Below are 22,816 nucleotides of genomic sequence, written 5' to 3'. Positions count from 1 at the left end.
AATAAACCACCAAATTCAACCTGCTGATTTCCTAAAAAACTTAATCGTTTCGGTCAAAACTTGCTGAGCCTGAATAGGCAGATCCTTTGATTTGTAGGGATGCTTGGCTCCAAAAACATGATTGCCGCCCTGAACCGTAAGTAATGTAGAGCAAGGCGCTGCTTCTTTCAGTGCTTTGGCTTTCCGGTAATCTACTGTGGTGTCATCCGTTCCGTGCACAATCAGATAGGGTTTTTTTAGCTTTTTTGCTGTGGCAAGGATATCCAGACGATCTGCATTCTTTTTTAAATCATCCAAATATTGCTTGTACAGTGGCATTTGCTGCTTGGTTCTGGAATTAGGAATATAGATTACCCCATTTTTCTCCCATTCATCTGTAAAGTAGCTGTCGAAAAAACGATCAAAACTGCTGACAGCCGACCAAGTACAGAGTTTGCTTACCCTTTTATCATTTGTGCCCTGTAAAATACTGATACCGCCACCCCGGCTGTGCCCCAGCAGGTTCAGGGCATTGGCATCAATTTTTTGGTCACCCCAAGAGCCGTTTAGGACAAAATCAATGACCAATTCCAAATCATCCAATTCTGTACTTAAATTATTGTGGCCAAAAGCTTCCAGGTCAGCAAAGGCTTCCGGTTTTTCTGGTGTAGTTCCATTGTGGGAGAAATTGAATTTCACAAAAAGAAAACCTGCTTCGGCCATTTGCTGGGCTACCAGGTTGAAATGCCCCCAGTCTTTAAACCCTTTAAACCCATGTGAAAAGATAACTATAGGTAGTGGTAGATTGCTTGCTTCATAAAAAATGTCGAGAAGTATTGGTTTATTTCTTGAACCTTTAATGCTGTAGTTTTTTATTATGTTCATTATTTCAATTGGGCTTTGTGCTAAATTATAGAAATCCAGCTACCTTTAACAAAAATATAAATTAATGCCTGTCAAACTGGAGGAAATTAAGGCTCCCGTCAATGCGGAATTAAACATTTTTGAGCAAAAATTCAAAGAATCCATGCGGAGTAATGTGCCTCTGCTGGATCGCGTGACCTATTATATAGTGCAAAGAAAGGGCAAACAACTGCGCCCACTTTTTGTTCTTTTGAGTGCCAAACTTTTCGGTGAAATAGGCGACAAAACCTACCGCGCAGCCTCACTTGTAGAGCTTTTGCATACAGCCACACTGGTGCACGATGATGTGGTGGATGATGCCAATAAAAGGCGTGGTTTTTTTTCGGTTAATGCCCTGTGGAAAAATAAAATTGCAGTATTGGTTGGCGACTATCTTCTTTCCAAAGGCTTGTTGCTTTCCATCGATAATGATCACTTCGATTTGTTGAAAATCATGTCTGCTGCTGTAAAAGATATGAGCGAAGGGGAATTGCTGCAAATGGAAAAAGCACGCAGGTTGGATATTGAAGAATCTATTTACTTTGACATCATCAGCAAAAAAACAGCCTCACTGATATCTTCTGCATGTCAATGCGGAGCTGCTTCAACTACTACCGACACAGCACAATGCGAAAAAGCCAGACTTTTTGGCGAAAAGGTAGGTGTTGCTTTTCAGATAAAAGACGACCTTTTTGATTACGGGAAACACGAAATCGGCAAACCTACCGGTATTGACATCAAAGAGCGCAAAATGACACTGCCCCTGATTTATGCGCTAAACAATGCTGATCGTTCGGACAAAAGGAGGATCAAGAACATAGTGAAAAACGAAAACGACAAACCCCGGAAAGTGGATGAAGTGATAAAATTTGTAAGGGCAAGTGGGGGCATCGAATACACTATCGAAAAGATGAACCAATACAAAAAAGAAGCTTTTGAGATTCTGGAAACTTTCCCCGATAACCCTGCCCGTAAAAGCCTGGGTGATCTAATCAATTATGTAGTGGATAGGAGGAAGTGATTTTTATACCTAAGCTCACTGAATAGATAACTTGTACTCGAAACTAAATTTCTCCTTTGTATATTAGAGTGGTGATGACCAAAAATGAAATATTAAGCAAGTTAAAAGAACTAAAGCCAGTACTTAACAAAGATTATTCTGTTAAGGAGATTGGCTTGTTTGGTTCCTATTTGGAAAATAAGGCTACAGAAAAAAGCGATATTGATTTGCTTGTTGAATTAGAAAAGCCAATCGGATGGAAGTTTTTCACACTTGAAATATATCTTGAAAAAGCCTTTGGAAAAAAGATTGACTTAGTAACAAAGAATGCATTGCGAAAAAGACTGAAAGAGGATATCTTAAGCAAAGTAAATTACGCATAGTTTGAAAGAAGAGTATCGCTCATATATTATGTATCTGGAAGACATTCAAGTATCTATGTTTCGTATTTCAGAATACATTTCTGATTTAGATTTTGATGGCTTTTCAAAAGATTATAAAACTATAGATGCTGTAGTAAGAAATTTTGAAATAATAGGAAAAGCCTCTAAAAATCTTCCAGAATCAGTTAAAGAAAAATATGATTCCATTCCCTGGAAAGAAATGTATTAACCTGAGCTCGGAAATTATTTATTGCTCAGAATGCCAGAAAATAGTGAGATTCGACTGGAAATATTGATGGAATAGCGGGCTATTTTGAGATATTTCCAGGAAGAAGATTGCTGTTTTCTGGCATTTGAAATCCATAAAACGCAATTTGCTGCGTTGCATTTGCTTGGTTTATCCCGATAGACCTTCACAAATGCGCCTTGCCTATTACGTTTTAGTGAATTTCTGAGCTCTTAAATAATTATCGAACTCAGGTTATTATCTCAGAAACAAAATCTCACATGAATATTTTGGAGTTGACTATGAAATTATTTGGGATGTGGCCATCAACTATTTACCTGGTAACAAAAAAGAAATAGATAGAATTATAGAAATAGAAGCCAAAAAATAATCTATAATTCCAATTCAATAAGCGGATCCCAGAATTTATTTTTAAAATCCACCACCTTATCATCGGCTACTTTCACGCCTTCTTTTTCCAACAGTTTCTGCATTTGATCGGGATGTCGAAAATGCATTTTCCCAGTGAGCAGTCCGTTTCTGTTAACTACTCTATGAGCAGGCACAGGAGGTATTTCCCGGTGTGAATTGTTCATTGCCCAGCCCACCATCCGCGATGATTTTGCCGATCCAATGGCTTTGGCAATAGCACCATAACTTGTAACTCTGCCCTTTGGCACCAGGCGTACCAGGTCATAAACTTTTTCAAAGAAGGTGGGTTCTGGGGGCATTGGCTGAATTTATTTCTAATTTCGAAATTAAATTAGCCTTTGTTTTGACAATTAACAAATAGGTATATAAACCAATAATCAAATGCTCATAAAAGCCGGAAACATCACCAATCTTACAGAAGCGCGCTATTTCAGCTCAAAAGCAGCCAGTCAAATCGGTTTTAATTTCAATCAAGAAAGTGAAAATGCCATTGCGCCCATGCAAGCGCAGCAAATCATCGGCTGGCTCGAAGGACCGGAGATTGTAGCGGAGTTTGCCAATGAAAGAAAAGCAGAAATCCAGGAAATCATTACGGTGCTGAATTTACAAACCCTGAAAATTCTCATACACAGATTGTCTGAATTGGAAAATCTGAATGTCGCATTGATTTTGCAGTGCACTTTAGCCGATATTGACGAGGATCATAAAAGCCCGTATATTTTGCAATTGGCAATTACAGAAAAACAATTTCAAGAGCATTCCGATAAAATCAAAAAATTGATCCAAAACAATCGGGTGATTTTAGAAATGGATTGGACGCCCGAATGGCTTTTAAAATGTATGGATGAATTTCAGCCCTATGGCATCAATTTTAATGGCAGTGGAGAGCTGAAAACCGGGGCCAAATCCTTTGAGCAAATGGATGCGCTCTTTGAATTAATGCAGGACGAATTTTAAGTACTTGATTTTTTTGCCGGCTTCCAGGTGAATTTTTTCGTAAAAGGTTTTTATCGCCAAAGCCCCTTCAGTGTTTCTGTTTCCCGCATAAATATCAAAGTCTTTTTCAAGAATTTCCATACCTATTTCTTCTGCTATTTCGCAGGAATAATCAAAAAGAGCTGTATCGTCCGTTTTCAGGTTTACTGTGCCGCCTTTTTTTAAAACCTTTTTATAAATATCAAGAAATACCGGGGAAGTCAGTCTTCTGTTTCTATTTGATTTGCGGGGATAAGGATCTGGAAAAATAATCCAGATTTCATCTACTTCACCTGACTCAAAATAATGCGGCAACAACTCAATTTTACTTCTAATAAAGGCCACATTTTGGCGCTTTTCTTTGAGCCCTTTTTTGGCTCCTTTCCAAATGCGATTGCCTTTGAGGTCAACACCAATAAAATTTTTATTGGGGAATTGTTCGCTCAGCCCCAAGCTGTATTCTCCCTTACCACAGGCGAGTTCCAATACAATGGGGTTGGGATTTTTAAAATAAATTTTGTTCCACTTCCCTGCCAATTTGACTTCCGACCTGTCGTGGCCTATTAAATTGGCCTTTTTGAAATCAAAATTCTGAAATACATTTTGAAATGTATTCAGTTCATCGAACTTCTGCTGCTTCCCCTTATTCCCCATGCCACAAAAATAATCAGCTTTGTAAAATAGCCTTAATGCAAAAGCCTATAATTTCACGATTTGCTTTTGATAGGTTTCTTCTCCATTGTTAAAATGTACCCAATAAGTACCTTTTGCCAATTTGCTGATGTCCATTTGCAAATAATTGACACCTTGCTGATGCCTGTTGATTTCTTCCTGGATCAGAACCCTGCCATTTAAATCAATAACCTGCAATTGAATTTTGCGCTGATTGGGGCTGTAGTATTGCATTTGTAGATAAGTCTCTGCGGGGTTGGGATATACACCGAGTATTGTCAGTGGCACTCTCTCTTCAATTGAAACTGAAGTTTGCTTTGGATTCAATGGTGCAAAAGGTTTTTTCTCACCTGTGTATTCAGCCGGTCCTGTAGCTTCTTTTAGCTGTCTTCCTGTATTTGGAACATACCATGAAGCCAACATCTCTTTTCCGGTATCAACTTCACTGATGGTATTCATAAAGTAAAAATCTGTTTGAGCTTTTCTGGAATCAAGTGTAAGTATATTATAACCCCGCTGGTCAAATTTTGCGTATTTCACATGGTCAAAATTATTAAGTACAAAACCTGACAATCCAGATAGAAAATCTGGCACACTTGAAGTAATGCTCGTGGATACAAATTCCACCGCAACACTATCACCTGCATTATTCTCTAAATTATTGGCCCAGGAAGTATGTATATCACCGGTAAGTACAACTACATTTTCTATATTATTATCAAGAATGTGTGCATAAAGTTTTTCTCTGTCTGCATTGTATCCATCCCACTGGTCTGAATTGAATGTTTGACCGCCAAACTGCAGTGAAGCCATCATAACCTGTTGCGCAAGAACATTCCAGGTGGAAGTGCTATTGCTCAAATTGTCATTTAGCCAATCGAATTGTACTTTTCCAAGGATAGTTCGAGCGGTATCATTAATAGCCTGCGTGTTTGTTGCATCTACCTGCTCGTCCCTTCCTTCGAGCCGGGTATCCAATACCATAATTTTCGCAAGCGGGCCATACTCAATTACCCTGTAAATAAGATTATTCATAGGTTGGCGAACAGGCAACCATTCCATATAGGCCTGAATCCCGGCAGCTTTTCGGTTTGCCCAAGAACCTTCTGTTCCTGGATCATGGTTATCGGCTCCACCAGTCCAACTGTTGTTGGCCGTTTCGTGATCGTCCCAGGTTGTAATCATTGCATACTGCTGTTGCAATAGTCTTAGCTGTTCATCCAATCGATAATGGGCATGACGAATACGATAATCTTCCAGGGTGATTATTTCATTGGGAGGCTGTAATGTATCTCTGTCTGCTATAGTGGTACCCACAGCATATTCGTAAATATAGTCGCCCAAATGAATTACTGCATCAATGTCATTGTGCCATGCAATGGATTCATAGGCATTGAAAAAACCGTCCTCATACCTTGAGCAGGAAACCACTGCAAAACGCAATTGATCAACAGCTGCATTGGGAGCTGTTTTGGTTCTTCCAATGAGTGAATGTGCACCATCGTACTCAAATTGGTAATAGTAAGTTGAGGCAGGGTTTAGGCCGGTGACATCCACTTTAACGGTATAATCCAGTGAAGCATTGGAATTGGCAGTGCCGGAATTCACAATGTTTTGCATAGAAGTATCTGTAGCAATGGCCCAATTCACAGTAATTGAAGGATCCTGTGTAGTCACCCTGGTCCAGATAATAACCGCATCACTAAGTGGATCACCGGACGCTACACCGTGATAAAAGGGTACCAGAGCAGGGTCAACCGAAAGGCGTTTGTTGGAATTATAGTCTTGTGCATAAGCGAAATGCAAAAGAAACAAAAAACTTAATGACAACAATTTTCTCATGATCTATTTCTTTAAAAGTTATTCTATAAAAATAGGGGAATAATTCCTGAGATTCAGTTTTGGGCTTGTTAAAGTTTTTTGAATTCTATGAAATGTGTAAGACTATGGCTCAGTTTTTTGAATAGATATCTTCCAAGGCTGTTTTCAAATCGGGGTATTTATATTCAAAACCGGTAGATTGAATTTTTTTGCAACTCACACGCTGACCGGTCAAAACCATATTTGCCATTTCCCCGAGCATTAATTTTATGGCAAATCCCGGTGTGGGCATCAAAATACCTTTCCCAATTGCCTTAGATAATTTGCTTGTAAAATCAATATTGCGTTCGGGATTAGGTGCTACTGCATTATAAGTTTCATTTGTCTGGGCTTTTCCTTCTATGCAATGTAAAAACTGCCTGCACAAATCTTCAATGTGTATCCATGACATATACTGTTGGCCATTGCCCAGATAGCCTGCAATACCGAATTTCAAGGGTTTTTCAATTTCTCTTAGCGCTCCGCCATTGGGACTGAGTACCATTCCAATTCTGATAGTATTATAGTTGATATTGAGTTTTTTAACTTCATGAGCAGCGGCTTCCCATTTTTCACATACTTGTGCCAAAAAATCATTAGCTGCAGGACTGTTTTCATCAACCCATTCATCTCCACAAGCCCCATAATAGCCAATTGCAGAAATTGATAAAAACAATTCTGGCTTGTGATTGAGCTCCTTGAGTTTATCAATCAATAATGCAGTACTTTTGGTTCTACTCTCAACAATTTCCTTTTTACGGGATGCAGTCCATCGTTTGTCTGCAATTCCTGCCCCTGCCAAATGCACAATACAATCTGCTGAAAGAATGGCTTCGTTTTCTATTTGACCTTTTTTGACATCCCAATGATATATGCCTATATCAGAATCGTAATTTTTAGAAGAGCGGCTTAAGTGATTGACCAGATAACCTTTTTGGAGTAGAAACTTACTCAAACGCATTCCAATCATCCCGGAACCACCTGTAATTAATATTTTTTTGATCATGAAAATATCGTTTAGAAATATAAAATATCACTTTTGTCAGCAGGAGTAATTCGCTACAATTCAGTTCACTGATTATGATAAATGAAATGCTCCATAGCCATCAGTTTTTTATTTTATGACTTATTTTTAGTCAATTTCAACTTTGATCCAATATACAAATTGATTGCACCGAGTATTGTTTACCGCCATTAATTATTTTTTATGGCAAAAAATTTAAGCAATGCTTTATAAGAGCGTATTCTCCGCATGATTGGATTTCTGGGGATAGTCCGTAGTGAAATGCAGTCCCCGGCTTTCCCTGCGCATAGAAGAACAGCGGCAAATCAAATAGGCTACTGTGATCATATTGCGCAATTCACAGAGTTGGGGAGAGAGAATGGCATTTTCGTAAAGTTCTTCTGTTTCGGTATATAAGAGGTAAAGGCGATCGAGGGCTCTTTTTAACCGCACATTTGATCTTACTATGCCCACATAGCTGCTCATAATATCCCTGAGTTCTTTTAGGCTTTGCGTGATCAGTACCAGTTCTCCAGGTTCTGTTGTGCCGGCTGCATCCCACTCGGGGATGCCGGTATTTAGCGAAATGTAGTCAATTTTGCTAACTGCATTTTCATAAATCAAATGCGCATAAACCAGAGCTTCCAGCAATGAATTTGAAGCCAGGCGATTTGCGCCATGCAGACCTGTACTAGCACACTCTCCACAGGCGTAGAGGTTTTCAATAGAGGTTTCCCCCTTTTCATTGACCTTAATTCCACCACAGGAATAATGCGCTGCGGGCACCACGGGAATGCCTTCTTTAGACACGTCAATTCCCAGATCGCAACATTTGTTGTAAATATTTGGGAAGTGATTTCTGAATGTTTCATTTGGAATTTCAGTGGCATCGAGATAGACAAATTCTTCCCCGCTTTTCTTCAGTTCATTATCAATCGCCCGTGCTACAATATCCCTTGGTGCAAGAGCGCCTCTTTTGTCATAATCGTACATAAATTCCCTGCCGGAGATATCCCTCAATTTTGCTCCAGCTCCTCTTACAGCCTCGGTAATCAAAAAGGATGGCGATTCGCCCGGATTGTATAGCGAGGTGGGGTGAAACTGGATGAACTCCATATTTTCCACCCGTCCTTTTGCACGGTACAACATAGCCAAACCATCGCCAGTGGCTATTGAGGGATTGGTGGTGCTTTTATAGACCTGTCCTACTCCACCACTGGCCAAAACCGTTAATTTAGAGAGAATGCGCTCTACCTTTTTACTTTGCGTGTTTAAAACATAAACACCAAAGCAGGTAATGCCATCTGTAACTCTTGTAACTATACTGCCAGTGTGGTGCTGTGTGATCAGGTCGAGCACAAAATGATGCTGGTAGACCTCAATGTTATCCGAGGCATGGACTTTTGCAAGCAGTGCTCTTTCAATTTCTTTACCCGTTACATCTTTATGATGCAAAACTCTGTTTTCGGTATGTCCGCCTTCTTTTCCGAGGTGATATGCTCCGCTTTCATCTTTGTCAAATTCAGTGCCCCATTCAATGATTTCGCGGATACGTGCCGGGCCATTTTTAATCACCTGCTCCACAACAGCTTTGTCACACAAGCCATCTCCAGCATTAAGTGTGTCTTCTATGTGCTTTTTAAAGCTGTCGTGGTCAAAGTCTGAAACAACAGCTACACCACCCTGTGCGTATTTGGTATTCGATTCGTCTTCATCAGCTTTGGTAATGACTTTAATGCTTTTATCCGGAAATTTTTCAGAAAATTTCAAAGCCATTGTAAGCCCGGCTATTCCCGAACCTACAATTAAAAAATCTGCACTTTGAGCCATTGCTTATGTTTTGATATTAAGTGTAAAGATACATGAAGTAGCATCTCTAAATCTCCTTTTGCTTAAGCTTTCAGCAAACCATATTTCAATATGCAATAGATTGCCCTGAAGCCATCTTTCCAGTTGATTTTTTTTCCTTCAGCATAGGTTCTTCCGTAATAGGAAATCCCTACTTCATAAACACGTATTTCAGGTATCCTGGCCATTTTGGCAGTAACTTCCGGTTCAAAACCAAAGCGTTTTTCTTTCAGATCCAGGCTTTTTAAAATATCGGCACGGAAAAGCTTATAGCAAGTTTCCATATCAGTAAGGTTCAGGTTAGTAAAGGCATTTGACAAAAATGTAAGCCATTTATTCCCCAGGGAATGCCAGAAAAATAAAATTCTATGCGGGTTTCCACCTATAAAGCGCGATCCAAAAACCACATCAGCACGGCCATTGATAACAGGTGCCAGCAAGATGTTAAATTCGTTTGGGTCGTATTCCATATCGGCATCCTGGACCACTATATAATCGCCTTTGGCTACTTTTATTCCCGTGTGCAATGCAGCTCCTTTTCCTTTGTTGATTCCATGTTGGATAAGCCGAATAGCGGAATTAGGTTTTTCAGCAAGCAATGCTTCAATTTCCAAAACAGTTTTATCAGAAGAACCATCATCCACCACTATGATTTCCATTTGGGTATTGTCGATAAGTTGCACTTCGAGAATTTGATTTAAGGCCTCTTTCACAATACGTTCTTCATTAAAAACAGGTACCAGTACTGAAAGTAAACGATTGGACATTTATAATAATTAATGTGGCAATTTAATGAAATATTCCTTGCCACTGCGATTTTTAAGTTCTGTGTCGCGCAACCAGGGGTTTAAAATTTTCAGGGTTTTGTAGTTGATGCCCTGTCCAATTGCAAAATCTACAAGATCATTAATGCTTGTATCTATTAGTACTGACCTGGTTTGGAAAGGTTGGTAAAGGTCAGCAGCATCCAGGTTGAACCCGTATTTTTCAGGATTGGTAAATATTTCTTTGAGTGCCACAATGCGAAAAACATAGCGTGCTGTTTCTTCATTTAAATACAAGGCATAATAATTGTCTTCTTTTTGCTGCTTTAAAATTCTTTTTAGCCTGGGTCTTCCAATATTATATGCTGCAGTTGCCAATGTCCAGCTTCCAAGGTCTTCATAAGCTTCTCGTAGATAAGCCGCTGCTGCACGTGTAGATTTTTCGAGATGATAGCGCTCATCAACAGTACTGCTCACTTCCAAACCGTATTCTTTTGCCGTACCTTTCAGAAATTGCCAGGAACCTTCTGCACCTCTTGGAGATACCACATTTTTCAGTCCGCTTTCGGTAAGTGCAACAAATTTCAAGTCAGGCGGTACTCCTTCTTCTTCCAGTACTTTTTCTATCAGCGGAAAATAGCGATTGGCAATTTTGAACAGTTGAATTGAATTGGAATGCCAATAAGAATTGACCAGCAACTCTCGGTCAAGACGTTCTTTTACATCATCAAATTCGGTGTGGACGCGTTCATTACAAAAATATATCTCACCGGGAACTTCAACTGCCATTATTTTTTGCGCCAGCCGGTTCTCAATGTCCTTATTGATTATTTCTTGGACTTTAGAGCTTTTATCACCGCTTTTTTCAGGGGTATTATAGCAGGATACTAAAAACAGTAAGAATATTGACAGGACAGGGTATTTCATTTTTTTCTTTTGTAAACCGGTACAGTGGAACAAGGTTCTCCATACATCAGGCTTTTTATATGCGGAGTTAATTTCTCGGTGATCATCACGTAAAAAGAAGCATCGAGTTCTAAATGACCACAGCCTTTTACAATCACCCTTTCGTTGCTGTATTTTTCAGGGTTTAAATCCTGAATCAGTCTTTTTAATAACAACTTTTCATCCCTTTTTTTATCGCCATTTGCATAAAAAACCCGGGCTCCTGCTTCTTGCAAATAGGCTGTGAGCAGCATATAAGCCCAGTATGGAATCAATGCATCGGCAGAACAGTAAATTGCTACCCATTTGCCATGAAATGGCTGCCAGTCAAAAGTTTTAAGTGCTGCTCTGAAGGGTTTTTCCATCAGCAGCATTTCCTTTACCAAAAAACCTTTGATATCGAGGTAAGTCCAATCGGTATTGTCCAGTAATTTTTCGAGATCAAGCGTGGTCAATCCGCTTTGTGCGACTTTGTTGACGAGTGTTTCCTTTGTCATAATTTCTGGTTTGTTAATGCAACAATGGAAATCAAAAATTGATTTAAACCCCTCTTGAAAAATAAGGAATTAAGTGCGGGTTAATAAAACTTGTAGCGCTCATCTTTTACATCAGAAGCTTTCTTTAGTGCTTCTGTGACTTTAGCCTGCAGACCTGTTTGAAATTGCGTGGTCATTTGCATTTTTTGCTGTGCATAATTGCTCAAGCTTGCAGGAACACTTTTAGCTGTGACTTTAGCTCTGAAAACTCCATTGTTACCAGCTAAAGGTTCTGAAAGCGAATTCTCTTCCAAAGCCAAAAGTTTATTAACGACTTTGGTTTCAAGTCCTACTCCGGTAATGAAATTGTTTGAAAAACTCAGCCCACTTGCACTTTTTACACTTACAGAATTTTTATCTGCTATACTTTGCAAATCACTTCCTTCTAATTTGGGGCTTAATATAGCAGCTTTCTTTTCTCTTTTAACCGCCAATTCCAATTGACTTCTTACATCCTTCACTTTTGCAGGACCTTTTTCTTTGGCATTTTCAAGCAATGCCACCACATAGGAATCATCCAGGGCAAACACATTGGATACTTCTCCCGGGTTGGTTGTATAAGCCCAGCGCACTATTTCTCTTGCAGAACCTATTCCCGTTATTGAGTTGTTATTTATCTTAATATTCTCTGCTTTTCTTACACTGTATTCTTCATCGGCTGATTTGAATTTTTCAGCAGTATTGTATTGTCCAAGAAACTCATTTGCATCGCGGTAAACACTGCGCTCTGTTTCAATACTTGGCGTAATATTTCTTTTGAGAAAACCAACTCTTACAGCTTCCCTTGAAAGTGTGGATTTATCTGCTTTTATAACGTGAAACCCACGGTCGGAACCCACTACTTTAACATCGCCTTCTTCCATTTGATAAAATAAGGCCCGATTTATAGTTTGGAATTTTTCACCAGGTTCTACCCATCCCCAACTGCCAGCAGAAAACTTTGTTGCTTCATCCTGTGAGTAGCGACCGGCAAGCTTTTTAAAGTCAACACCTTCTCTTACAAGTTCTGCCAGTGAATCGGCCAGTGCTCTTTTGCTCTCTAGCTCTTGTTGTGTAGTAACTGTAAGCAGGATGTGGCTGACTTTTACTGAATCGGGGATCATTTTGCGATCCTGTAATTTTGCCACAACATAGGCGCCATTTTCAAAATAAGGGCCTATAAATGTTCCCTGTTCTGATTCAAAAATACTGTCGGCAAAACTGCTTCGCAATTGGTCTTTTTCATAATAATTGCCATCTAAACGGCTATCTGAATAAAGCTTAAGAAATGTTGAATCATTATTGGCGGCTTTAAATTTTGCTTTGTGCTCCTCGATCCATGCAAAAGCAGCTGCTGTATCTTCAGATGAAGGATAAATGGGAAAGCTTACATATTGAATTGTTCGTGATTTTTCCTGTATAAAATCAGATTGATTGGCTTTTAGATAGTTCTCCAGATCAGCATCGCTAATTTCTATTTCAGCATCGGGGATATCTGAATAGGGAAGAAAAACAAAATCAATATCAATTGAAGTTTCACTCACTTTATAATTGGCTTCAGCAATAGGATCGGGTATGTGAATTCCTTTGCTGATCGCTACATTGTACTTGGTTTGCAGTCGGTCTTTTTTAAGGAATTTTTCAAAATTCAACCAGCGTGTACGTGTTTCTCCGGTTTGGTCATTGTCGAGATTCTGAAGAAAACGCAATACCTGGTTTTTATCAAACTGTCCGGTATTGGGATCTGAAAATGATTGAACAACGGCAGGGTGTGGGTTTTCACCTTGTATAAGGTCAAACAATTCATCGGCAGTAAGATCAATACCCAGTTCCTGAAATTCTTTGGTGTAGATCACATCTGAAACATAATCATCCCAGGTTTGCTGGCGAATGCTGTTCATAGTCTGTTCATCAACAGCATTTACCTGGTTGCTGAGCTTGTAATTTTCTATAGCTTCCTGAACGCGTTGTTCATATTCCTGGATACTGATCTCTTCACCATCTATAAGGCCGGCTGTTGTGTCCTGGCCACTGAGCAAATTGTTATTTGAGCTCAACGCATCCATTAATAAGAAGGAAATAATAGCGAGTGAAATTACCCCGACTAATACTGCTCCAAATCTTTCTCTTACCTTAATGATCACACCCATGTGCTAATGCTTTTAATAAATGAGTTGCAAAAATATGTCTAATCTGCTTTAAAACAAAATGCAAATAAGCCTGTACTTCTGCATTTGAAATTAATTTATTCCGTTTTATAATTCACCTTCCAGGACACTCAGTTTTACTGTTTCTATCCTGGTATCCGAAACATTGATAATGCCAATTTCAAAATGATCCATTTTCAAAACTTCACCCATTTCAGGGATGCTTTCATGCGTTTCGTAGATATAGCCTGCCAGTGTTTCGTATTCTCCTTCAGGAATATTCAGCTCGTATTTTTCATTTAAATAATCAACCTCAATTCTTCCGGAGAAAATATATTCATTTTCAGAGAGCTGTTTTTCAATAAAATCTTCGCTGTCGTGTTCATCTTTTATTTCACCAAAAATTTCTTCCAACACATCTTCTAAGGTTACAATGCCGCTGGTTCCGCCAAATTCATCTACGACCCAGGCTATGCTTTTTTGCTCTTTAATAAAATAGTTGAGCAATTCCCTGGCCGGCATAGATTCTGGCACTACTTTTATGGGAAAAAGAATATCATTGATATTTTCCGGCTTTTTAAGCAAGTCAAAATGGTGTACATAGCCTTTGATCTGGTCGATGGTGTTTTCGTAGATCAGGATTTTTGAGTGTTTGCTTTCTATGAATTCTTGTCTCAATTCCTCAATTCCGGCATCCATAGGCAGGGCACAAATTTCTGTTCGCGGAACCAAACATTCACGTACTTTTATTTTTGTGAGGTAAAGTGCCTTTTCAAAAAAATTGGTATTGACCTCCTCATCATCGGAATCGCTTCTCACAAAACGATTGACAAAATCTTCCAGGTCTATACGGGTATAAACAGGCTTGCTTTCTTCGTAGCGCACTCTTAAAAAAAAGCGCAGAGTAAATACGGAAATACCGGTAACAATGCGCACAAGCGGATAAAGCAAGTAATATAAAAACAGGAGCGGAACGGAAAAAATACGCAGAATCAAATCCGGATTGATGCGAAACAATGCTTTGGGCAGAAATTCACCCACAACCAGCACTATGATGGTAGTTATGATTGTTTGAATTATCATAATACTGAAAGCGGAACTATAAGCGGCCAACCACACATCTATATGTGGGCTGAGGAATTTGGTCATCATAATACCGAGCAGTATCAGGGAGATGTTATTTCCGATTAAAGTAGCGCCTATAAAATGTGAGGGGCGCTCCATAAATTTGGCCAGTATTTTTCCGCTTAGTATTCCTTGTTGTTTGGAAAGCTCTACTTTGAGTTTATTACTGGAAACAAAAGCGATTTCTATTCCAGAGAAAAAGGCAGAAAAAACGAGTGATATTATTATTAAGTATATTTCCATTGATTGATAAAGATACTAACCTGAGTTCGATAATTATTTAAGAGCTGAGCAATAAATAATTTCCAAGCTCAGGTTATTCTCTACTGATTGTTGTTTTCATCATCCACACTGATGATTCCGCTAATGTTTTTTATCGTATAATCCGTAAAATCCTGATTGGATTCAAAGCCAGTACCATATATAATTTCTTCAGCAGTGGTAATCTTTACAAATTTATCGGAATAAATCTTTTCATCGGCTTTTTTCCAAATCAGTTCTTCGGAGTTGAGTTTGTCGCCTTCCACATTGATTACCACAACATCATCTCGTACCAGGATTTCGTTTTGATTGTCGTATATTTTGCCATAATTAGCGCGCAGTGTACTCTCTATCTTTTGTTCTTCATTGTAAAAATAAACCCGTAGGCCATCGTTAAATTCAAGAGCTTCGTCATCAAAACGCCTTGTCATTTCTTCCGCCAAAATTTTGACTTTGACAGCTCCCAATTCTGAAAAGAGAATTTCAACATTTTCACCTATTTCAGAAATAGCCTCGCCATCATCCTCAAATGCTTTGATCTTCTTCAAATCATTGCTACATGAAAACAAGAGCAAGCTACAAATTAAAAAATACGTGATTCGTTTCATTAATTAATCAATATACTCTTTTGCATGGAATTTAAGCATATTTGAGTTTCTGTACCAATAGTAAAAATTATTGTGTGCAAATAAAAAAGGTACAGCAGCTATACTGTACCTTTTATTATTTTGTTCGATAAGGCAATTAAGTTCCTGGCGCAAAGCGAACTTTTGTTGTTGTATTGATCCAACATTCAACCTTAAAATCATCTCCTTCTCTAATTCCCTGGAAAAACCCTTCTTCTTTACTGGGCATATATTTCTCGCTGTCTTTAATCCTTGAGTTGGCTTTAGAGCTTATTGAGGAATCTACCTGCTTTGCTTTTTCATACATGTCAATTGCAGGCCATGTTACTACCTGGCTCTCAAATCCTGTACCTTCGCCACATCTGTTTCCGCTACCGCGGTATAAGTCGCCTATAAGCAAATAAGGTTCTCCCCAACCCGATTTATAATCGGCAGCTTTGTTGGCATAAGATCTTGCAGAGCTATAATCTCCAGCATTTTGATACATCCTGGCAATGGTCAGAGAATATTCAGCTTTTTTCTCATTGTCTTCTACCATATCCAATGCAACTTTCCAGTATTTTATGGCTTCGGTATATTCCTTTTTATTGCTTTTGTTCAATGCGAGAATTCGGGCTTTCTCTGCATCGGGTTCAATTTCAAAAAGCTTTGTTGCAACTTCTACAAATAATTCGTCAGTTGCGCACTGCGCATGGTAAAGTTGCTTGTATATCTTTTTAAGATTTCTCGGATCATCAGGCTTGTTGTTGTATTGTTGTTGTAATACTGGTTTTAAATTCTCACAATTCAACAAATTGGTTTTCGACATGGCATCAGAAATAACATCTGCTGCTTTTTCAAATTTCAACTTGTCTTTTACATTATTGTCAATATTGTAATCCACAATATCCATGAGCTTGCCATATATTTCTAAAAGCTCTACATCAGTAATTGCACCCGCACGATTGGCTTTAATAGCTGCGTAGATATAATACTGCACTACATAATAAGCAGCGTCATTTCCTGACAGTTCTAAAGATTTTTCAAAGGTTTTGTATGTTTTTACATCATCATAGCCGTGTTCCAGCATAGACAAGGCTTTACGGCCAAAAATATCGCCTGTTTCACCGAAGCATTTTATCCGCACATCATAGATGTAAAGCAAAGTGTCTAAAAGCGCTGCTTTTGCAGCTTCATCATCTCCTGCTTTCTCTATTAATTTATCATAAATCTTGATCCCGTCAATATGTGTGGTTTGTCTCAACCCTGGTGCATTTTTAAACACATAGCGCCAGTATTTATGGGCATCTTTATAATTGTCTTGTTTGAAAAATTCCCTGTAAAGCGAATAAGATTTAAAGACCTCAACACTGTCTTTGCCTACAGCGGGTTCGCATTCTGCAACAAATCCTTCAAGAGCTGAGGAGTCCTGTGCATAGACAGTTCCAAGTGAGAAAAATAAAAATGCAAAAATTGTAGTGATTTTAAGTTTCATGCTATTCGTATTTTCTTTTAACAAACCATTTGTCGTTAAGTGTTAAACTAATATAAGTTCTAAAAAAGTTTTCTTTAATCAAACCTTCAGCATTGCTTCCTCTGCTACCGCCTTCTAATGAAACATTGATTTTTGAGAAAGCAGATTTTAGTGGGAATGACAATCCAAAACTCGTGCCAAACTCAGAAATTTGCTGTCCGTTGATGCTGAAAAAGCCCCTGTCATAATAGGCTCCAAGGCGATATATCAGTTGATTGAAAAACTTTTTAGAAGGTTTTGGCACATATTCCAATCCCCCTGAAATTCGCCAGGAATCCTCATAATCTATATCGCGCTGGTAGCTGGGCTGAAAACGGCTCCAGGTACTGTATTCAAAATCAAAAAATGTGGTGAGCCTGTCTGATTTGGAATATGAAAAGCCTGCACGATAAATAAATGGAAAACCAAGTTTTTCTTTTACAGCACTGCTTTCACCAATAGTATCTATTATAGTAAGAGAAGGGGAAACCGGTCTGAATTTTTCATAAGTATTTATCCTGGTTGTTTTAACATTAAAGGGCAATTCAGCACTTGCTCCAAAAACCAAATGTTGTTCACCCTCCAACTTGAGTTTATATTGCAATCCAAAATCCCAGGCAAAATCTCCAAAACGAATTTCACTGGTTTGCCTTGAATTGAAAGCATTTTGGTTGGAAGGAAAGGAAACTCCCTGGGCAAATTCATTTTGACCGAAAATATAAACCATATTGGCTCCTACAGAAAAGAGATGTTTTGCAGTATCTGTTTTCGGAAATTGATAGGCCGCTCCGGCATACAGTCTGTATAACCTTCCCTTTCCACGATACAATTTTGATACTTCTCCAAGATCAGGGTCATCAATTGTTTGTTGATAGCTGTAATTGGTCTTGCTAAAAGGAATCAACCCCACACTGGTTCCCACACTTTTAGAAATGGGAAAACCCAAGGCAATATAATCTATAAAACCATCTCCTGTAGTATATGTAGAATCGCCAATTTGCATGGATTTGTAATTGGCATTAACTCCAAATTCCATAGTAGTCAATACCAAAGAGCTATAGGATGCCGGATTTACCGGATTTATAAACAGGGAATTGCGAAAAGCAGAAGATGCTCCTCCAAAACCTTTTGCCGCTGCAAAATTTTTACTCTGCACATCCCCCAATCCATATTGAGAATAAGGTGAAACCTCCTGGCCTTTTAAAAGGTAAGCATTTGCAATAAAAAAAATAAAGAAGGGATATATCCTTTTAAAGGGGAGCATTGTGGCTTAAGATTTTATTCAATCCATGCAAGACCAAATTTGGCTGTGCAAAGATGTTATTTTTCGGATTAGTTTCAAAAAGCAAAGCATCCCCTCCGCTTATTATCACTTTAAGCCCCTGATAGTTGTTTCTGTATTGTTCAATTAACGCATGTACTTCAGCTTTTACGCCATTTATTACTCCGCTTAGCATACTTTCTTCTGTTGATCTACCTACCAAAGGGGTTTTTTCGGGAATATGCTGCACTAACGGGAGCCGGGCGGTATAATTGTGTAGTGCTTTAAAACGCAAATGAATCCCCGGTGAAATACCTCCACCGAGAAATGCATTTTCCTCAGAAACAAAATCATAGGTGATGCATGTTCCGGCATCTATTACCAATACATTTTGACCTGGGAACTGTGCATTGGCCGCCACAGCACCAGCTATTCTGTCATTTCCCAGTGTTTGGGGTGTTTTATATTTCAATGTTATTGGCAGTTTGCTGCGATAGTCGAGAAACAGCACTTCTTTTTTTGTTGTGCCCAACCATTCGAAAAATTCTTCGCGAGTTCTTTTTACTGTGGAGAGCAGGATATTATCGGCATCTATATCCTGCCAAAATTTTTGGGAAAATACTTTGTCCTTACCAAGTAGTTCCTGGCGCAAAAGCTGGCCATCTTCAAACCAGGCACATTTGCAAAGTGTATTGCCTTCGTCTATAACCAGATTCATTACTTGCTGCCCAGTTTTTGAAGTGCATCGGATTCGTAAATATTAAAGCCTTCTTTTTCAGAATTGGCAATTCGAAGCATAGCCTTTGCCACGGTTTTAGCCTCAATGGCCTTGTATTTTTTCAGGCTGCCAAGCATAAATGGTGCTGCAAGTTTCATAAAAGCCGTTCCGACTTGCTCTCCAATGCGGCTTTCTTTTCTATCGCCCAACAAAAGGGAAGGACGAAGTACTGAAGTAGCTTTCAGTTTCAAATCTTTAATTGCTGATTCAACCTGTCCTTTTACTTTGTTGTAAAAAATCAATGAACCACTATTGGCACCCATAGCCGTAATGATCAGGAAATGAGCCACCTTTTTTTCATGTGCAAGTTGTGCCATAACCAGCGGATATTCCTGATCTACTTTTTTAAAAGCAGCTTCGCTTCCGGCTTTTTTTATGGTGGTCCCTAAGCAGCAAAAGACATGGTCAACCTCAAAATGTGCTGCAAAATCCTGCAAATGACCAAATTGCAATAACTCTTCCTTTAATTTGGGATGTTCTATTTCCAAAGAACTTCTGCTCAATACGCGTACTTCGCTGTACCGGTCATCATCCAGAAGCAGTTGCAACAGCGCATTGCCCACCAGCCCGGTGGCTCCTGCAATTAATGCTGTTTTTTTATTCTTCATAAAACGATGCCCTTAAATATTTTTTCAAATTTAAACAAAGCTATGGCTTTTTATAAGTACAAACATTAAGCGTAAAATCAGCAAAGATATTTTATTGCCCAGTCTTGATTTTCAAGGATTTTTTCTCGGAATTTTCTCAGAAAATTGCTTGAAGTCTTTTACTGTTTTTCTGAGAAAGGCTTTTTGTTCCTGATCCTCTATTAATTCCTCCACAGGATTGGTGCCGGAATCCATAGGTTGAAAATGAGGTTCTTCAGCATCATCCTTTTTAGCAACAGGAGCATTGAGCCAGGAGGCTTTTGTATTTACATCATCGCGATACACATAGCGCTGATCACCGGCTATAATGGCCATTTGATTGTAGCGGTATTGATCCAGGGTTTTTCCATTGCTGTTGTACCAATAGCTCTGAATCAGGGGTAGGTTTTCAGCATTCGGGCTAAAAACACTTTGATGTCCGGCAGCTTCAGGATTTACTTTTCTTAAAAGATCATTGTAGAGAAAACGCGAATTCACAGAATGCCGCTTGTGTTCTGCTTTGCTTGCTTTGTCATCCAGCCAAATGAGCGGGACTTTATTTCCGGCATCTGTCACATTATTGAAGTGGTAATGCCAGTCCATTTCGCCAAAAGTATCGCCATGATCTGCCGTGAACAAGCATAAGTTACCGGTTTTACTGTGCATTTCCTTCAGAAAATTATCTATAGGTTTTTGCAAAATCTGCCAGGCTGTGTTTTGTCTTTCCCTGATCAACTTCTCAATATGAGGCGCCATCATCGGTTTTCCGGTCTTCATGAATTTCACATTCAGGGTATCGAACAATGCCCGGGCTTCCCTGAATTTATCACGCATTCCATTTGCTGTCAAATGAAAAGTTTCATCTGCATGATAGGGAAAATGAGCTTCCATCAAATTGATAAAACAGAAAGTGGGTTTGCCGATTTTTTCATTTTCTGCAATGCGCATTTTCACGTGATCAAAAATATCCGCATAGGTATTTTGAGTCCAGGTAGTGGCCATTTCCAGATCCTCAGACATGCGCTGATTCATAAAATCTTTCTTTGAAACAATCATTTTCCTGATCCTGGGCTTTCCGCAAATCACCAGGAAGCGCAATAATTTCCTGAATTTAGGGTCGACCTCTTTCCATACCCTGAAAACTTCATCATAGCCGCGATCGAGCCCAAAAATATGGGTGGTAACTACATTGGCTGTAGCCTGCATGGTATGATAACCCGCTGCTTTCATTTGCTCGGCAAGTGTTGGCAATTGGGGATAAAAATTCCGGCTCTGTGCATTGGCCCCATGTTCGTGCGGCATTTTTCCCGTAAAAAGAGAGGTAGTTGCAGGCAAAGTCCAACAGGCAGGGGAGCGCATTCCGTGAAACTGGACACCGTTTTCTTCACAGTAAGGCATTGAGAAATTGCTGTTATAAACTGAATCGTAGCGTAAACTATCGCACACCAGAAAGATGATATTCCTTGGTTTCCCCATTAGGTTTTGTATTCCAGCGCCAAAGGTAAAATAATATTTTTCTAAGCAGGAAGTAAGTCAATCCATTTGGAAAATATTAAACAAAGCTGAAGTTCATTTGTTGAAAAAGTAAATTTAATAGGCTATGTATATTATTAACGCTATCATGTATTTAGTCAAACACAATATAAATAAACATAATTAGTGACAACGAAAATTGAGGTATCTGATTGATTTGCAGAAAATAAATGCGAAATTTGCAGGTAAAATACTACACTATTTTAGTATTATTTCGTTACAACTAATTAAGCAAGTCAGAAAAATAAAAATATTTATGTCAATTCAACAGCCTAATATAAGATTCAGCCGTAAGTTAGATGCAGATTTCAACAAAACCTTAAGGCAAAGAGTCAATGCGTATTTTGCCGATGAAAAGCTCGGCAAAAAAGGCAATTACAAAATGTACCTGAAAACTGCAATAATGCTCAGTTTGTATTTGGTTCCTTTTGCTTTAATGCTTACCGGTGTAATTACAAATAAATGGATTATGCTCGGCATGGCACCTTTGATGGGTATAGGTGTAGCGGGTATAGGCCTTTCAGTAATGCACGATGCCAACCACGGAGCTTATTCCAATAAAAATTGGGTAAATAGGATTATAGGCTATACGTTGAATCTACTCGGGGGAAATGCTTTCAACTGGAAAATGCAGCACAATACCCTGCACCATACTTATACCAATATTGATGGTATGGACGAGGATTTGGAAACCATTCCGCTGTTGCGTTTTTCACCTCATGCCAAAAGAATTAACCTGCATCGTTTCCAGTATATTTATGCCTGGTTTTTCTATGGGTTGATGACTTTGTCCTGGGCATTGTTCAAGGATTTCCGTCAAATATATACCTATCACAAAAAAGGCCTTTTCAAGCTGTACAATACCAGCCTGAAAAAAGAATTGCCTTTCTTGATTGCTTCAAAAGTATTTTACTACGGTTTTATCCTAGCTCTGCCAATGATTTTTATGGAAATCACTTTTCTGCAATGGTTAACAGGCTTTCTGGTGATGCATTTTGTTGCAGGTATCATCCTTGCCATGATTTTTCAACCCGCACATATTGTTGCGGATAATATCTTTCCCAAACCTGATGAAACTGGAAACATGGAGGATAATTTCCTGGCGCATCAAATGAAAACCACCATTAACTTTGGCAACAATAACAAACTGCTCAACTGGTATGCCGGTGGGCTGAATTTCCAAATTGAGCATCATTTGTTTCCCAATGTTTGCCATATTCACTACAAGCAATTGGCGCCTATTGTAAAGGAAACAGCTCGAGAGTTTAACTTACCTTATCATGAAATCCCTACTTTTAGAGGAGCAATAGCTGCTCACAGCAACATGCTGAAGAAACTGGGGAATGAAATAGCCTGAATTCAATCAGGTTTTTGATTTGTTGTGATTCCGTTTGCAGCAGGTAAATGAGCGCAATTTTGGATAGTCCTGCGACAAAAGCTATTCTTAAAGTAGAAAAGCTCT

General features: G+C 38.9%; 22 protein-coding genes. 5 read left to right on the top strand and 17 right to left on the bottom strand.

Annotated features, from left to right (window positions below):
- Window positions 1-15: 15 nt before the first annotated feature.
- Window positions 16-864, bottom strand: a complete 849-nt coding sequence (locus WD048_12870; protein MEX0813103.1) for a prolyl oligopeptidase family serine peptidase — start codon at window positions 862-864, stop codon at window positions 16-18.
- Between the two features lie 64 nt (window positions 865-928).
- Here WD048_12870 and WD048_12865 point away from each other — a divergent pair, with 64 nt between their 5' ends.
- From WD048_12865 to WD048_12855, 3 genes are all read left to right on the top strand, one after another.
- The gene (locus WD048_12865; protein ID MEX0813102.1) at window positions 929-1,903 is read left to right on the top strand and encodes a polyprenyl synthetase family protein; all 975 of its coding nucleotides are present in this window, start codon (window positions 929-931) and stop codon (window positions 1,901-1,903) included.
- Between the two features lie 74 nt (window positions 1,904-1,977).
- On the top strand, window positions 1,978-2,265 hold the full coding sequence (locus WD048_12860; GenBank protein ID MEX0813101.1) for a nucleotidyltransferase family protein: 288 nt from the start codon (window positions 1,978-1,980) through the stop codon (window positions 2,263-2,265).
- Window position 2,266: 1 nt separating this feature from the next.
- Window positions 2,267-2,494, top strand: coding sequence for a HepT-like ribonuclease domain-containing protein (locus WD048_12855; GenBank protein ID MEX0813100.1), 228 nt, complete (start codon window positions 2,267-2,269; stop codon window positions 2,492-2,494).
- A gap of 389 nt (window positions 2,495-2,883) precedes the next feature.
- On the opposite strand, the gene WD048_12850 is transcribed toward WD048_12855, so the two are convergent.
- On the bottom strand, window positions 2,884-3,222 hold the full coding sequence (locus WD048_12850; GenBank protein MEX0813099.1) for an MGMT family protein: 339 nt from the start codon (window positions 3,220-3,222) through the stop codon (window positions 2,884-2,886).
- Window positions 3,223-3,304: 82 nt separating this feature from the next.
- On the opposite strand from WD048_12850, the gene WD048_12845 reads away from it, so the two are divergent.
- Window positions 3,305-3,880: a hypothetical protein gene (locus WD048_12845; protein MEX0813098.1), complete on the top strand. Its 576-nt coding sequence runs from the start codon at window positions 3,305-3,307 to the stop codon at window positions 3,878-3,880.
- Here WD048_12845 and trmB read toward each other — a convergent pair.
- The 15 genes from trmB to WD048_12770 all read right to left on the bottom strand — a co-directional run bounded on the left by trmB (window position 3,860) and on the right by WD048_12770 (window position 21,297).
- Window positions 3,860-4,552, bottom strand: coding sequence for a tRNA (guanosine(46)-N7)-methyltransferase TrmB (gene trmB, locus WD048_12840; protein ID MEX0813097.1), 693 nt, complete (start codon window positions 4,550-4,552; stop codon window positions 3,860-3,862). The genes WD048_12845 and trmB overlap by 21 nt on opposite strands.
- A gap of 45 nt (window positions 4,553-4,597) precedes the next feature.
- Window positions 4,598-6,412: an alkaline phosphatase D family protein gene (locus WD048_12835; protein MEX0813096.1), complete on the bottom strand. Its 1,815-nt coding sequence runs from the start codon at window positions 6,410-6,412 to the stop codon at window positions 4,598-4,600.
- A gap of 109 nt (window positions 6,413-6,521) precedes the next feature.
- On the bottom strand, window positions 6,522-7,436 hold the full coding sequence (locus tag WD048_12830; GenBank protein MEX0813095.1) for a TIGR01777 family oxidoreductase: 915 nt from the start codon (window positions 7,434-7,436) through the stop codon (window positions 6,522-6,524).
- 225 nt (window positions 7,437-7,661) lie between these two features.
- Window positions 7,662-9,263, bottom strand: a complete 1,602-nt coding sequence (nadB, locus tag WD048_12825; protein ID MEX0813094.1) for an L-aspartate oxidase — start codon at window positions 9,261-9,263, stop codon at window positions 7,662-7,664.
- Between the two features lie 62 nt (window positions 9,264-9,325).
- Window positions 9,326-10,048 (bottom strand): glycosyltransferase family 2 protein, encoded by a 723-nt coding sequence (locus WD048_12820; protein MEX0813093.1) that lies wholly within the window; start codon window positions 10,046-10,048, stop codon window positions 9,326-9,328.
- A 9-nt stretch (window positions 10,049-10,057) separates the two neighbouring features.
- Window positions 10,058-10,972, bottom strand: coding sequence for a lytic transglycosylase domain-containing protein (locus WD048_12815; protein MEX0813092.1), 915 nt, complete (start codon window positions 10,970-10,972; stop codon window positions 10,058-10,060).
- Complete coding sequence (locus WD048_12810; GenBank protein ID MEX0813091.1) at window positions 10,969-11,487, bottom strand: DUF2480 family protein; 519 nt, start codon at window positions 11,485-11,487, stop codon at window positions 10,969-10,971. Before WD048_12810 ends, WD048_12815 begins: the two co-directional genes overlap by 4 nt.
- An 80-nt stretch (window positions 11,488-11,567) precedes the next feature.
- Window positions 11,568-13,655, bottom strand: a complete 2,088-nt coding sequence (locus WD048_12805; GenBank protein ID MEX0813090.1) for a peptidylprolyl isomerase — start codon at window positions 13,653-13,655, stop codon at window positions 11,568-11,570.
- 105 nt (window positions 13,656-13,760) lie between these two features.
- Window positions 13,761-15,020, bottom strand: coding sequence for a hemolysin family protein (locus WD048_12800; GenBank protein MEX0813089.1), 1,260 nt, complete (start codon window positions 15,018-15,020; stop codon window positions 13,761-13,763).
- A gap of 80 nt (window positions 15,021-15,100) precedes the next feature.
- A complete protein-coding gene (gene lptC / locus WD048_12795; protein ID MEX0813088.1) occupies window positions 15,101-15,646 on the bottom strand; it encodes an LPS export ABC transporter periplasmic protein LptC in 546 nt (181 codons plus the stop codon).
- A gap of 136 nt (window positions 15,647-15,782) precedes the next feature.
- Window positions 15,783-17,138, bottom strand: a complete 1,356-nt coding sequence (locus WD048_12790) for a tetratricopeptide repeat protein (GenBank protein MEX0813087.1) — start codon at window positions 17,136-17,138, stop codon at window positions 15,783-15,785.
- 1 nt (window position 17,139) lies between these two features.
- Window positions 17,140-18,420, bottom strand: a complete 1,281-nt coding sequence (locus tag WD048_12785; GenBank protein MEX0813086.1) for a hypothetical protein — start codon at window positions 18,418-18,420, stop codon at window positions 17,140-17,142.
- Window positions 18,407-19,135 (bottom strand): type III pantothenate kinase, encoded by a 729-nt coding sequence (locus WD048_12780; protein MEX0813085.1) that lies wholly within the window; start codon window positions 19,133-19,135, stop codon window positions 18,407-18,409. Before WD048_12780 ends, WD048_12785 begins: the two co-directional genes overlap by 14 nt.
- Window positions 19,135-19,803 carry an NAD(P)H-binding protein gene (locus tag WD048_12775; GenBank protein ID MEX0813084.1) on the bottom strand — a complete coding sequence of 223 codons (669 nt, stop codon included), beginning with the start codon at window positions 19,801-19,803 and terminating at the stop codon, window positions 19,135-19,137. Before WD048_12775 ends, WD048_12780 begins: the two co-directional genes overlap by 1 nt.
- A 111-nt stretch (window positions 19,804-19,914) precedes the next feature.
- A complete protein-coding gene (locus WD048_12770; GenBank protein MEX0813083.1) occupies window positions 19,915-21,297 on the bottom strand; it encodes a sulfatase-like hydrolase/transferase in 1,383 nt (460 codons plus the stop codon).
- Between the two features lie 313 nt (window positions 21,298-21,610).
- Between WD048_12770 and WD048_12765 the strand changes: the two genes are divergently transcribed.
- Window positions 21,611-22,711 (top strand): acyl-CoA desaturase, encoded by a 1,101-nt coding sequence (locus WD048_12765; protein ID MEX0813082.1) that lies wholly within the window; start codon window positions 21,611-21,613, stop codon window positions 22,709-22,711.
- The last annotated feature ends 105 nt before the right edge of the window (window positions 22,712-22,816 follow it).

The sequence above is a fragment of the Chitinophagales bacterium genome (assembly GCA_040877935.1).
GTDB lineage: Bacteria > Bacteroidota > Bacteroidia > Chitinophagales > CAIOSU01 > JBBDNB01.
This window is presented reverse-complemented; position numbering and strand designations above follow the sequence as displayed.